The 12,142-nt window shown below is 67.8% G+C and carries 15 protein-coding genes and 1 pseudogene; 10 read left to right on the top strand and 6 right to left on the bottom strand.

Going from position 1 to position 12,142, the window contains the following annotated elements:
• From KBY66_RS10875 to KBY66_RS10865, 3 genes are read left to right on the top strand one after another with little or no spacing between them, the layout of a single operon-like run.
• Positions 1-1,440, top strand: a complete 1,440-nt coding sequence (locus KBY66_RS10875; RefSeq protein ID WP_255089477.1) for a cobyrinate a,c-diamide synthase — start codon at positions 1-3, stop codon at positions 1,438-1,440.
• A 36-nt stretch (positions 1,441-1,476) separates the two neighbouring features.
• Positions 1,477-2,142, top strand: a complete 666-nt coding sequence (locus KBY66_RS10870) for a histidine phosphatase family protein (protein ID WP_255089476.1) — start codon at positions 1,477-1,479, stop codon at positions 2,140-2,142.
• Complete coding sequence (locus KBY66_RS10865; protein WP_255089474.1) at positions 2,142-2,828, top strand: GAP family protein; 687 nt, start codon at positions 2,142-2,144, stop codon at positions 2,826-2,828. The genes KBY66_RS10870 and KBY66_RS10865 overlap by 1 nt, the downstream gene beginning before the upstream one ends.
• On the opposite strand, the pseudogene KBY66_RS10860 reads toward KBY66_RS10865, so the two are convergent.
• A pseudogene (locus KBY66_RS10860) lies at positions 2,786-3,216 on the bottom strand (type I restriction enzyme endonuclease domain-containing protein). The gene KBY66_RS10865 and the pseudogene KBY66_RS10860 sit on opposite strands and share 43 nt — an antisense overlap.
• Before the next feature lie 190 nt (positions 3,217-3,406).
• Entirely contained in the window at positions 3,407-4,486 is a 1,080-nt protein-coding gene (psbA, locus tag KBY66_RS10855; protein ID WP_255089472.1) for a photosystem II q(b) protein, read from the bottom strand.
• 164 nt (positions 4,487-4,650) lie between these two features.
• On the opposite strand from psbA, the gene KBY66_RS10850 reads away from it, so the two are divergent.
• A complete protein-coding gene (locus tag KBY66_RS10850) occupies positions 4,651-5,160 on the top strand; it encodes a DUF3122 domain-containing protein (protein WP_255089471.1) in 510 nt (169 codons plus the stop codon).
• Here KBY66_RS10850 and KBY66_RS10845 read toward each other — a convergent pair.
• Together KBY66_RS10845 and KBY66_RS10840 are read right to left on the bottom strand one after the other, a co-directional pair.
• A complete protein-coding gene (locus KBY66_RS10845; RefSeq protein WP_255089470.1) occupies positions 5,157-5,798 on the bottom strand; it encodes a pentapeptide repeat-containing protein in 642 nt (213 codons plus the stop codon). The genes KBY66_RS10850 and KBY66_RS10845 overlap by 4 nt on opposite strands.
• Entirely contained in the window at positions 5,799-6,104 is a 306-nt protein-coding gene (locus KBY66_RS10840; RefSeq protein WP_255089469.1) for an ArsR/SmtB family transcription factor, read from the bottom strand.
• A gap of 214 nt (positions 6,105-6,318) precedes the next feature.
• Between KBY66_RS10840 and KBY66_RS10835 the strand changes: the two genes are divergently transcribed.
• Genes KBY66_RS10835 through KBY66_RS10820 form a run of 4 tightly spaced genes read left to right on the top strand, consistent with a single transcriptional unit; the run spans position 6,319 to position 9,017 of the window.
• Complete coding sequence (locus KBY66_RS10835) at positions 6,319-6,798, top strand: hypothetical protein (protein ID WP_255089467.1); 480 nt, start codon at positions 6,319-6,321, stop codon at positions 6,796-6,798.
• Entirely contained in the window at positions 6,795-7,844 is a 1,050-nt protein-coding gene (gene acsF / locus KBY66_RS10830; RefSeq protein WP_255089466.1) for a magnesium-protoporphyrin IX monomethyl ester (oxidative) cyclase, read from the top strand. Before KBY66_RS10835 ends, acsF begins: the two co-directional genes overlap by 4 nt.
• A complete protein-coding gene (locus KBY66_RS10825; protein WP_255089465.1) occupies positions 7,841-8,584 on the top strand; it encodes a hypothetical protein in 744 nt (247 codons plus the stop codon). The genes acsF and KBY66_RS10825 overlap by 4 nt, the downstream gene beginning before the upstream one ends.
• Before the next feature lie 7 nt (positions 8,585-8,591).
• Positions 8,592-9,017: a long-chain fatty aldehyde decarbonylase gene (locus tag KBY66_RS10820; protein ID WP_255089464.1), complete on the top strand. Its 426-nt coding sequence runs from the start codon at positions 8,592-8,594 to the stop codon at positions 9,015-9,017.
• Here the strand turns inward: KBY66_RS10820 and KBY66_RS10815 are convergent.
• Both KBY66_RS10815 and KBY66_RS10810 read right to left on the bottom strand, forming a co-directional pair.
• A complete protein-coding gene (locus KBY66_RS10815; protein ID WP_255089463.1) occupies positions 9,014-9,289 on the bottom strand; it encodes a Mo-dependent nitrogenase C-terminal domain-containing protein in 276 nt (91 codons plus the stop codon). The two genes, KBY66_RS10820 and KBY66_RS10815, sit on opposite strands and share 4 nt — an antisense overlap.
• 172 nt (positions 9,290-9,461) lie before the next feature.
• Entirely contained in the window at positions 9,462-9,815 is a 354-nt protein-coding gene (locus KBY66_RS10810; RefSeq protein WP_255089462.1) for a hypothetical protein, read from the bottom strand.
• A 113-nt stretch (positions 9,816-9,928) separates the two neighbouring features.
• On the opposite strand from KBY66_RS10810, the gene KBY66_RS10805 reads away from it, so the two are divergent.
• Together KBY66_RS10805 and hemN are read left to right on the top strand one after the other, a co-directional pair.
• On the top strand, positions 9,929-10,642 hold the full coding sequence (locus KBY66_RS10805; protein ID WP_255089460.1) for a biliverdin-producing heme oxygenase: 714 nt from the start codon (positions 9,929-9,931) through the stop codon (positions 10,640-10,642).
• A 62-nt stretch (positions 10,643-10,704) separates the two neighbouring features.
• Positions 10,705-12,084: an oxygen-independent coproporphyrinogen III oxidase gene (gene hemN, locus KBY66_RS10800; protein ID WP_255089458.1), complete on the top strand. Its 1,380-nt coding sequence runs from the start codon at positions 10,705-10,707 to the stop codon at positions 12,082-12,084.
• Positions 12,085-12,142 lie beyond the last annotated feature (58 nt).

Here is a 12,142-nt window from a genome sequence, read left to right as displayed (position 1 = left end):
ATGGCCTGTTTGATTGCGGCCCCCTGCAGCGGCAGCGGCAAGACCCTGCTCAGCCTCTGCCTGGCGGCCCTGGTGCGCCAGCGGGGCGAGACGATCCAGACCTTCAAGGTGGGGCCGGACTACCTCGACCCCCAGCTGCTGAGCCGGGTCAGCGGCCAGCCCTGCCGCAACCTGGACACCCTGCTCTGCGGAAAGGGCTGGGTGGGGCGGAGCTTCCCATGGTGGGGGGGGCGGGCCGACCACTGCCTGGTGGAAGGGGTGATGGGCCTGTTTGACGGCCGCGGGCCCGGCCTGGAGGGCAGCTCGGCCGAGCTGGCCCAGCTGCTCGAGCTGCCCGTGGTCCTGGTGGTGGAGGCCAGCCGTCAGGCCGGTTCGGTGGCGGCCCTGGTGCGGGGGTTCCGGGATCACCAACCCGGCCTGGCCTTCGCCGGCGTGGTCTTGAACGGGGTGAGGACCGAGCGGCATCAGGCCCTGCTCAGCGAAGCTTTGGCCGCCATCGCCATGCCGCTGCTGGGGATGCTGCCGCGTCACCCGTGCCTGGAGCTGCCGTCGCGGCACCTGGGCCTACTGCCTGCCCACGAGCTCGCTGATCTTGAGCGCAGCCTGGGGGAGTGGGCCGCCCTGGCCGAGCGCCATCTCGCCCTCGATCGGCTGTTGCCGCTGCTGGCTCCACCGGCTTCGCCGCCAGCCGGCAGCACCGATCCGATCCGTTGGTGCCTGGAGCGGGGCCAGGCCAGGCCGGTCCAGGGGGCAGCGGCGGGGCTGCCCGCGCCGGTCACCCTGGCGATCGCCAGCGACGCGGCCTTCCACTTCCGCTACCCCGAGGCCAGTGAGTTGCTGGAGGGTCTCGGTGTGGTGGTGCGGCCCTGGCAGCCCCTGGCCGATGAACCGCTGCCTCCTGGCAGCCAGGGGGTGATCCTGCCCGGGGGCTTCCCGGAATTGCATGCGGCCGGGCTGGCCGCCAGCGCCCGCAGCCTGGCGGACCTGGGCCGTGCCGCCGCCGCGGGCCTGCCGATCTACGCCGAATGCGGCGGGCTGCTGCTGCTGGGAGAGCAGCTGGTGGATCCCGGCGGGGTGCCGTATCCCATGGCGGGATTGCTGCCCTTCTCGGCGCGGCGGGGTGCCCTACAGCTGGGCTACCGCCAGGCCTCGCCCCTGACCGACGGGTTGGTGGTGCGCCGGGGGGAGGCCCTCTGCGGCCATGAGTTTCACCGCTGGGAACTGGAACCACTGGAGCCGAAACCGTTCGGATTGGAGTGCGGCGAACCGCTCTGGCAGCTCGAAGGCTGGGGCTGGCCCACCCGGCCGGAAGGCTGGGCCGGGCCGACCCTGCATGCCACCTGGCTGCACCTGCACTGGGCTGGCTGTCCACAGATCTGCCATCGCCTGCGCGATGCGGCCGCCTTGGCGCGCCCCCTGGCGGGCGCCGCCGCCGTTTGATGGTTCAATCCAACCCGTAACCGCTCCCCTCGAACCGTGACGTCCACGAATCCAGCCCCGGAACTCTGGTTGCTGCGCCACGGCGCCACCGCCTGGGCCCGCGACGGCCGCCACACCGGCAACACCGACCTGGCCCTCCTGCCGGAAGGGGAGGCGGAGGCGAGGGCCCTGGCGCCCCTGCTGACGGCGCTCCCCTTCGCGGCGGTACTCTGCAGCCCGCTCCAACGGGCTCGACACACCTGTGAACTGGCGGGATTGGCTTCCGGCGCCCTCCTCTGCGAGGACCTGCGGGAATGGGATTACGGCGCCTATGAGGGCCTGACCACCCCGGAGATCCGCCAGGATGTCCCGGGGTGGACCGTCTGGACCCATGGTTGTGTGGGCGGCGAAAGTGTTCAGCAGGTGGAGCACCGCTGCCAGCGGGTGATCGAGCAGGCGATGGCTCTGCTGCAGTCCGCGGCGACCATCTCTGGCGAGGCGGAGGGGCCGCACCGGGTGGCCCTTTTCGCCCACGGCCACATCCTGCGGGCCCTGGGCGCCACCTGGCTGGGGCTGGGGGGCGGGAGTGGCAGCCTGCTGGCCCTTAACACCGGCACCGTCAGCGTGCTGGGCCACGAGCGGGAGCGGCGCGTCATCCTGCGCTGGAATGCCCCGAGCTGGCAGGCCCCGACCGGTAAGCCCCCGACCGGTGCGACAGCCTGATGGGCGACCCCATTCTCTGGACCGAGCTGATCGCCTACGGCAGCGGCATCAGCCTCAGCCCAATCCACATCGGCCTGCTGCTGCTGCTCCTGCTCGGCCCCGACCCCTTGCGGCGCGGCGGCCTCTTCGTGCTGAGCTGGATGGTGACGATCGCCGTGATGGTGGCCCTGCTGCTGACCGTGGGCCATGGTCTGCTGCTGAGCATGGAGCAGGGCAGCAGCCACCGCACCGGCCTGGACCTGATGGGCGCTGGCGCCTTGCTGGCCCTGGGGATCCGGGATCTGCTGCCCACCAAGGAGGCCCGCAGCGAACCGGCCGGCTGGGTCCGCCAGCTGGATCGGTTCTGCGCCCTGCCCCTGCCCCTGCTGATCGGCGCCAGCTCGGCGATCGAGGTGATCAGCCCCGACGACCTGTTCCTGCTGGCCAAGGGGGCCTCCGCCCTGCTGGCCGCCGACCTGAACCGCAGCCAGGAGCTGCTGCTGGCAGGCGGCTTCACCCTGGCGGCCAGCCTGCTGTTGTTGGTGCCCTTCCTGGCGGTGGCCCTGGGCCGCAGCCAGGTTCTGCCCTTGCTGCAGCGGGGCAAGGATGCCCTTTACGCCAACGGCGAACTTGTGGTGGGTGGTCTGAGTCTGGCGTTGGCGGCCTATCTGGCCTGGCAGGGAATCGAGGGGTTGCGGCTGGCTTGAGGGAGCTCCACCCACTCTGCAAAGAACATCGACGCCTGGACCAGAATGGTTTTCACAGCTTCTTTCTGCAGATCGGACGGGGAGCCAGATGTGCTGAGGATGCGTTTCACCATTGTGGGGATAGTGGCGCGGGCGCATTCGCGCAGAGTCCGGTCAATCGTCACGCTTTTCTTCTCCTTGCGGCATCGAGGTCATTGGGCTGATTGATCAGCTCGATCACCTGCATCGTGAAGATGGCGTGGTTGTGGTATGCGTTGAGAGTTTGACTGAGCGTTTCGCTGAAGATCTGGCTCTGCGAGCGGTTGCACCTGGAGCACACCTTGCGTTCATCTTTGAGCAGTTTCTCCAGAAGTTCAGCGGCCCGGTTCTTGTGTTGGAGGCCGCGCACCTAACCGCCTTCAGGGCACCTTCGGCAACAGGCGCTTGGAGGGCCTCAGCCTGAGCACGTCATGAAGCTTGCGAAGGTTCCTGGTTCTTCAAGAAAGGGAAAGGGCCCGGATCACTCCGGGCCCCTGGGGCGGCAGGCGGCGGGTTGCCGTCGTCAACGCTGAAGCGGCTGGATGGGAGTCAAAGGCCCACTAACCGATCGCCGGCGCACTGAGCGCCACAGGAGTCAGCTCAACTGCCGCCAGATCGAGCGGGAAGTTGTGCACGTTGCGCTCGTGCATCGCCTCGATGCCCAGGCCGCCGCGGTTGAGCACATCAGCCCAGGTGTTGATCACCCGGCCCTGGTGATCCATCACCGAGTGGTTGAAATTCAGTCCGTTGAGGTTGAACGAGAAGCTGGCCACCGCCAGGGAGGCGAACCAGATACCAACCACGGGCCAGGCGGCCAGCAGAAAGTGAAGGCTGCGGCTGTTGTTGAAGCTGGCGTACTGGAAGATCAGACGACCGAAGTAGCCGTGGGCGGCCACGATGTTGTAGGTCTCTTCCTCTTGGCCGAACTTGTAGCCCCTGTTGAGAGATTCGGTTTCGGTGCTCTCCCGCACCAGCGAACTGGTGACGAGCGACCCGTGCATGGCGGCGAACAGGGCGCCACCGAACACCCCGGCCACCCCGAGCATGTGGAAGGGGTGCATCAGCACGTTGTGCTCTGCCTGGAGCACCAGCATGAAGTTGAAGGTGCCGGAGATCCCCAGCGGCATGCCGTCGGAGAAGGAGCCCTGCCCCACGGAATAGACCAGCAGCACGGCGGTGGCGGCAGCCACCGGAGCGGAATAGGCCACGGCGATCCAGGGGCGCATCCCCAGGCGATAGCTCAGTTCCCACTCCCGGCCCATCCAGCAGAAGATGCCGATCAGGAAGTGGAAGATGATCAGCTGGTAGGGGCCGCCGTTGTAGAGCCACTCATCGAGGCTGGAGGCAGCCCAGATCGGGTAGAAGTGCAGGCCGATGGCGTTGGAGCTCGGCACTACCGCGGCGGTGATGATGTTGTTGCCGTAGAGCAGGCCGCCTGAGACGGGCTCGCGGATGCCGTCGATGTCGACGGGGGGAGCGCCCACGAAGGCAATCAGGAAGCAGACGGTGGCGGTCAGCAGGGTGGGGATCATCAGCACGCCGAACCAGCCCACGTAGAGGCGGTTGTCGGTGCTGGTCACCCAGTCCTTGAAGCTGTTCCATGGGTTGCCCCGGGAACGGCTGACGGTGGTTGTCGTCATGGTGAGGAGGGCATGGGACGTTGGGCTCGGTGGTGGGTTGACCCGGCGGAGCATTCAGCCGGGGCAGAACTACCTCCTTCCCCTCTACAACGATACCGGAATACCTGCATAAAGCCGGAGCGTTGCTATGAGTGGTATTGCCTTAGTTTTGGCTGCACGATCCCATGGCAAAAGACTCCGCCCATCGTCGTTGGCAGGTCCGCGTGCTGGCCGGCCTGTTCGCCTCCCTGCTCACCCTCTCCGGCCTTGCCCTGTTGGCACCGGCACCGGCCCAGGCAGCAGCCCCAATCCAGCGCTGGTCGCAGGCGGACACCAGCGGTGAGCGCTGGGCAATCAGCCTGTTCGAGCAGCCCGACCCGGATTTTGAGCCAGGCTGGCGCCTGCGCCTCAACGCCCTGGGCCTGGATCAGCGGCTGGACCATCAACGCCCGATGGAGGTCCAAGGGACCACGGGAGCCCACTGGCAACTCGCCAATCGCAGCGAGGAGCAGGTGCCCGCCGGGGAAGCGGCCATCCCCGCTGGCTCGGCTCAGTTCGATCTTGCCGGCCTGGTGCCCAGGCCCAGCAACGCCCTTCCCCTGAGGATTTCCATCCCCCTACAAGACGCCCCGGATCGGGATCTGATGCTGTCACCGGAGATTGTGGCCGCCATCAGCACCGCAGGGGAGGGCTAAGCGGAATCGAGCCGGGCCCCTCCCAACAAGGCCCCGTCCAGCACGGCCCCATCGAGTTGGGTGTCGCGCAGGTCGCAGCCACGCAGGTCGGCCTGGCGAAGATCGGCCTGGCGCAGGTCGGCCCCGTAGAGGCAGGCCCCGCGAAGCTGGGCCCCGTGCATCTGGGTGCCGCCGAGGCTGGCGAAGCTCAGATCGGCGCCGCTGAAATCGGCTCCGCCCAAGTCAGTGAGCTGGTCGAGGCCGGAGCGGAAATCGGCTTCCACCAGGCGGGCCTCCTGCCAGTGGCTGCCGGCGGCCACCACGCCCCGCAGGCAGCAGCGGTGCAGCAGCGCCCGACGGAAGTCGGCCTGCTGCAGCCGGCAGCCTGAGAGATCGGCCTCATGCCAGAACGAACCGGCGGCCCGCACCCCGGAGAGATCCGCGCCCCAGATCAGGGAACGCTGAAAGCGGCAGCCCGCCAGCAGGGCACCGCTGAGGTTGGCGTGGCCGAAGCGGGATTCCTGGAACGAGCTGCCGCTGAGGTCGCAGTCGGCCAGATCCAGATCACCGCCATCGATCCCGTGGAGCCAAAGCGCGGGAAAGGAACGCTCTCCCGACGCCAGGGCCTGTCGCAGCTCGGCGAGAGAAACCGGGGGCACTCAGAGGATGGCAACCAGGGCATCGAGCTGCTGGCGCCGGGTAGCCAGCAGCAGCTTGTCGGCCTGCTGGATCAGCCTGAACACGTTCTTGTCGATCACCTCGTAGAACACCAGGCTGCCCTCGGGTCGCCGCCTCACCACCCCGGCGATCGTGAGCAACTTGAGGTGCTTGGAGACAAGCGCCTGGCTCAGGCCGGTCCGTTCCACCACGGCGGTGACGTTGAGGGCGCCGCCGCGCAGGGCGTCCAGAACAGCCAAGCGGTTGGGCTCGGAGAAGACCTTGAAGTAGTCGGCGAGGGCCTCCATCGGCACGGAGCGAACGGAATCAACGAAGCAACGTTCGGACTTTAGCCCCTTCGTCGCCAGCCTGGCACCAAGCCACCGTGATAACGCAGTATCACGGTGGCTTGGTGATCACGAGCCTCAAGCCATGACTGGGGCCAGGCTGACAAGACCAAGCCCAGAAGAGATCATGTGATGCAATGCATGTACTATCACACTGTCGTTATGTCGATGAGACATGCCTGCCCTGCTCCTGACGCCGCCTGCGCCGCACCCAAGCGCCTCGGCCATTCCCTGGCCGCGGCGTTGGCCCGACCAACGGAACCTGCTGGAGCAGCAGCATGACCGGCTTGAGGGCCTGCTGGCGCAGGCGATCGAATGCCATTGCCGTCACGAGAAGGACCTCGGCCCCGCCGAATTCGCCACTGAGCAGGCCAGCTGCGCCCGGTTGCTGCGGCTGCTGATCCTGCATCTGCGGCTTGAGGAGCGCTGGCTGGCCCGCTGGGGAAGCCTCTGCGACAGCCATGGGGCCTCCCATCGCCAGGTGGCTCGTGACGTCACCGAGGACTGGCAGCGGGACGGCCAGCACCACACAGCCCGGCTCCAGTGGCTGATGGACCTGCAGGCCTGGTTCAATCACCACCGCCACAGCGCCGATGCCATCGCCTACGCCTGTGCCGCTTCAGCCACCACCCCTTCCATGAAGGTTCACCGATGACTGTCACCACCACCTCCGCCGTCAATGCCGGCTCCGCTCCCACCGCCGCGCCTCACCTGCGGGAAGACCTGCTGACGCCCCGCTTTTACACCACCGAAATCGAGAAGGCCGCCCGCACCGATCTGGAGCCGCAACGGCCGGCCTTCGAGGCGATGCTCGCCGAGATGGAGGCCGACCACAACCGCGACCACTTCGACCGCAAGGCCCCGCTCGATCGCCTCCGCGACCTGAGCCTGGAGGAGAAGACGGCCTACGAGAGTTACCTGGTGCGCTCCTGTGTGTCGGAATTCTCCGGTTTTCTGCTGTTCAAGGAGCTCTCCCGCCGTTTGTTCCAGGCCGACCGGACGGAGCTGGGTCGGCTGTTCCAGTTGATGGCCCGTGATGAGGCCCGCCATGCAGGTTTCCTCAACCGGGCGCTGGTGGCGGAAGGGATCGAGCTCGATCTGCCGAAACTGAGTACGAAGCGGCCGATCACCTGGTTCCCGCTCAGCTGGGTGCTGTATTCGGTGTTTCTGTCCGAGAAGATCGGCTACTGGCGGTACATCCTCATCGACCGGCACCTCAAGGCCCACCCCGACAATGCCTTCGCGCCGCTGTTCGATTTCTTCGAGCCCTGGTGCCAGGACGAGAACCGCCACGGCGACATCTTCAATCTGCTGATTCGCTGCTGGCCCGCCCTGAAGCAGGGTATGCGCGGCAAGTTGCTCAGCCGCTTCTTCCTCTGGTCGGTGTTTCTCACCCACAGCCTCACCGTGTGTGAGCGGGGGGATTTCTACCGGATCCTGGGAATGGATCCCCACCGCTTTGACGCCGAAGTGATGCGCAACACCAACCGCACCGCCCGCCGGGCCTTCCCCTGGGTGTTCAACCTGGAGAACAGCCACTTCCTTGCGCTGCGTGACCGGCTGGTGGCCTGCTTCCAGGAGTGGCAGGCGGCCAAGGCGGAAGGAGCCTCGCTGCTGCGGCTGCTGGGGCTGAAGCTTCGTTTCGCTGCTTTGCTGCTCCGCCAGTTCTGCCAACCCATGGTGCCGGCGGAGGGCGGATGAGCAGCGCGCCCGATGGCCTTGAGATGCCACGCGTGTTCGTCGGCTACGACCCGCGGGAGCGGGTGGCGGTGAACGTGCTCGCCGATTCGTTTCAGGCCCGCTCCAGCCTGCCGCTGCTGATCGGCCAGGTGCGGCTCGATCAGCTGGCAGGCGTGTACCAGCGGGAGCGCGATGCGCGCCAGAGCACCGATTTCTCTTTCAGCCGCTTCCTGGTGCCCTGGTTGGCGGGCTACGAGGGCTGGGCCCTGTTCATCGACGCCGACATGCTGTGCCTGGCGGATCTCGCCGAGCTCTGGGCCCTGCGCGACGACCGCTTTGCGGTGCAGGTGGTCAAGCACCAGCACGCCTGCGAGGAGGGTCTGAAGTTCCAGGGCATGCCCCAGACGCCCTACGGCCGCAAGAACTGGTCGTCGGTGATGCTGTTTAACTGCGAGCGCTGCGCGGCGCTCACGCCGGAGTTCGTCAACACCGCCTCGGGCCTGGAGCTGCACCAGTTCCACTGGCTGGCGGACGAGCAGATCGGCGCGCTGCCGCCGGAATGGAACGTGCTGGTGGGGGTGCAGCCGCTGCCGGCCGCCCCGAAGATCCTGCATTACACCCTCGGCGGCCCCTGGTTCGACGACTGCCAGACCATGCCCGCCTCAGACCGCTGGCTGGCGGCCCGCGCCGCCATGAACGAGCCGTTGCGGCTGGAGCCGGTTCCTGCTGTTGCCAATCCTGTTCCCGTTTCCATCACCTGAGGTCCCCATGCCCGTTCCTGAGCTCACCCCCGCCTACCGCGACGCCTACGCACGGATCAACGGCCTCGCGATCGTGGGCGAGGGGCTGGCCGACCGCCACTTCCGAAAGCTGGCGAAATTGGTGCCTGAAGATGGCGACGAGCTTTGGCGCCTGGCGGCGATGGAAGGCGGCCACGCCGTGGATTTCGTGGGCTGCGGCCGCCAGCTGGCCATTCGCCCCGATCTGCCCCTGGCGAGCCGGCTGTTCGCGCCGCTGCACGGGCTCTTCAATGAGGCGCTCAGCGCCGCAGACCCGGTTGGGGCGCTGGTGATCCAGTGCCTGATCGTGGAAAGCTTCGCCGTGGCCGCCTACCGCTGCTATCTACCGGTGGCCGATGCCCATGCTGCGCCGATCACGGCGACGGTGCTGGCCGATGAGGCCGACCGGGGCTAGGAGATTGGCCGCCGGGCCTCCAGGCGGCAGAGGGCGCGGAAGCGGAGCGCCATCAGCTCGTCGAACAGAGGGTTAATCCTGCACAGCGGCGGGATGTGCAGCAGTTTGCGACCGGCGATCACCACGTCGCGCTCGAAGGGGCAGCGGGCGGGGATCAGCCGCACCAGCAGGCGGGCCACGGCGGCATGGCGCGGGCCGATGCCATCAAGACAGCGGCGGAGCCGATTGATCAGAACCCCATGGCGGGGGCCCAGGAGAGGGCTGATGGTCATGGGGTGACGCTCTGGGGCTCAGGGGATGGGCAAAGAGGGGGGGTGTGGCGATCGACGAGGTCCGCTCGCTGATCCCAGCAGAGAAAAGAACTTTCGAGGGCTCAAGGGGTCCCGGCTGTCGTCCCGGACACAACGGTGCGGCGGCCCTGACGCCCCCGCCGCCTGGCGGCCTTTAGAGCGCCAGCGCCGGCAGCGGTGCCCGGGGGGGCAGGCCGTCGGCCTGGGCATGGAGCCGTTGTGGATCCAGCAGGGCAATGCTCACCATGCCCCCGAAACGCAGCTGCAGCCAGGTGATCACCGCCGGATCTCCAGCCACCACCCCTTCCTGGCCCGGTGCTCCATCCGGCAGTACCCGGGCGAGCGCCGCCGGTGGCAAGTACCAGAGCTCCACATCGGTGCCGCGGCGATCACGCCGCTCGGCGATCAGTTCCCGCAGCTGGCCATCGGCGCTGAGCTGGCCCGAGGCTGCCAGCAGCAGATGCAGGCAGCGGGGCGCAGAGGACGGGACAAAGGGGGCGGAAGCCATGGGCAGGGACGTTGCAACAAAACCGCAACGATGAAACAACGGAATAACGGTAGCGCGATACCATTGAAATGCTTGATTCCACTCGAGTCCCTTCGCCTCCGGTCGCCTTCGCCATGATCACCACGCTCCCCTCGCCCCTTCCCGCTCCGATCTCAGACCATGCCCTCCCCGCCGACACGGACGCCCGAAAGGGTTTCGGCCCGCGGGTGCGCCGCCTGCATGCCCGCATTGGTGCCGCCCACCACGCCGCCGAAGGCATGGCCTTCTCGCGCTCCCTGCTCGATGGCCAGGCCAGCCCGCTGCAGCTGGCGGCCCTGATCCGTGCCCTTGGGCCGGGCTACGCCCTGATTGAAGAGCGGGGCCCCGAGCTGGCCGCCGCCCTCGGCGCCGCCGATCTCCCCTGGGCGGATCTGGCCCGCAGCGCTGGCCTGGCCGCCGACACGGCCGCCCTGGCGGTGGCCCCGGCCACGCCGCCCTCCGCCGCCGCGGCCATCTGGCTCGAGCACCTCGGCACCCTGGCCCAGCAGGCCCCGCATCGCTTCCTGGCCCACGTTTATGTGCGCTACGGCGGCGACCTCTCCGGCGGCCAGCAGCTGGCGGAGCAGGCCAACGCGATCCTGGCCGCCCACGGACTGCCGGCGGTGCGCTTCTGGGCGTTCGATCGGCCGATTCCCGTGCTCAAGGCCGCCCTGCACAACGCCTTCGAGCAGCTTGAACTAAGTGAGGCGGAAGAGGCCGAGCTGCTCGATGAAGCCGTGCTCGCCTTCGGCGATACCCAGCGGCTGCTGGGAGAACTGGGCGAACTGGACGCACCGGCTGGCTCCTGACATCCCCCAGTCCCTGAATCCCCTCCAGCTCCCAGCTCGTCCACCCCCAATCTTCGGTCTCCATGCCCGCCACCGCACCCGCGCGCCTTGATCCACTGCAGCTGCTGCTCAAGTACGACAAGCCCGTCCCCCGCTACACCAGCTACCCCACCGCCGCCAGTTTTCACCCCGCTGTGGGTGCCGCCGACCTGGCGGCCGAGCTGGCCCGGCCCTCCGCAGAGGCTCTCTCCCTCTACGTGCACCTCCCCTTCTGCCGCCATGCCTGCTGGTACTGCGGCTGCAACCGGATCACCACCCAGGCCGGATCGAAGGTGGTGGAACCCTATCTTCGGGCCCTGGGCATGGAGCTGGAGCTGATCCGGCACTCCTCCGGCCAGCGCCGTCGCCTTGGCCAACTGCACTGGGGAGGCGGCACCCCCAACTACCTGAGCATCGCGGAGCAGGCCGAGCTCTGGGTCTTGATCGAGCGCCATTTCGACCTGGCCCCCGATCTGGAAGCCTCGATCGAGGTGAACCCGGAGTTTCTCAGTCGCCAGGAGGTGCTGGGGCTGTGCCGGCTGGGCTTCAACCGGATCAGCTTCGGCATCCAGGACGCCGACCCTGAGGTGCAGGCGGCGGTGAACCGGATCGTGCCGGCCGACCAGCTGCAGCGGGCGATGGGCTGGATGCGGGAGGCGGGCTTCGAGAGTGTGAACGTGGATCTGATCTGCGGCCTGCCGCTGCAGACCCCGGAGCGCTTTGCCACCACGATCGCCCTGGTGGAGGAGCTGCGGCCCGATCGGGTGTCCCTGTTCAGCTTCGCCTACCTGCCCCAGCAGCTGCCCCTGCAGCGCAAGATCGCCGCCGACGATCTGCCCAGCCAGCGGGAGCGGGTGCAGATGTTGCAGGCCGCCTACAACGCCTTCACCGGCGACGGCTACGACGCGATCGGCATGGACCATTTCGCCCTGGCGGGAGACAGCCTGGCGGTGGCGGCCCGGGAAGGCCGGCTGCACCGCAATTTCCAGGGTTACACCACCGGTGGTGAGCTGGATCTGCTGGCGATCGGCGTCACGGCGATCAGCCAGTTCCCCGCCCTGTTCAGCCAGAATCAGCGGACCCTCAAGGCCTATGGGGCCGCCCTCGAAGCCGGCGAGCTGCCGGTGGAGCGCGGGCTGGTGGTGCGCGATCCCGATGTGCTGCTGCGCCGCCGCATCATCCAGCGGTTGATGTGTCGTTTCGCCGTGGACTTTGCTGACCCCGAGCTGGGCCTTCCCCTTTCAGCCCGCATCAGGTTCAAGCCCGAATGGCGTGCCCTGGAGGCGATGGAGCGGGATGGTCTGGTGCGCCTGGCCGACCAGCGGCTCGAGGTGACCGAACCCGGCCGCTGGTTGATCCGTTCGATCGCCGCCGTGTTCGATCCTGACCAGCGGCTTCAGGCGAGCGGCTCAAGGCTTGTCTGAGCGTCGTCACAGTAGAACCGTTGCTGAGCGCCCAATTTCTCGGCAAGGGCAGGAGCCT

It is taken from the genome of Synechococcus sp. Tobar12-5m-g (genome assembly GCF_024345415.1).
Taxonomy (GTDB): Bacteria; Cyanobacteriota; Cyanobacteriia; order PCC-6307; family Cyanobiaceae; genus Regnicoccus.
The sequence above is the reverse complement of the archived record's forward strand: the minus strand, read 5'-3'. Positions and strand labels throughout refer to the sequence as shown.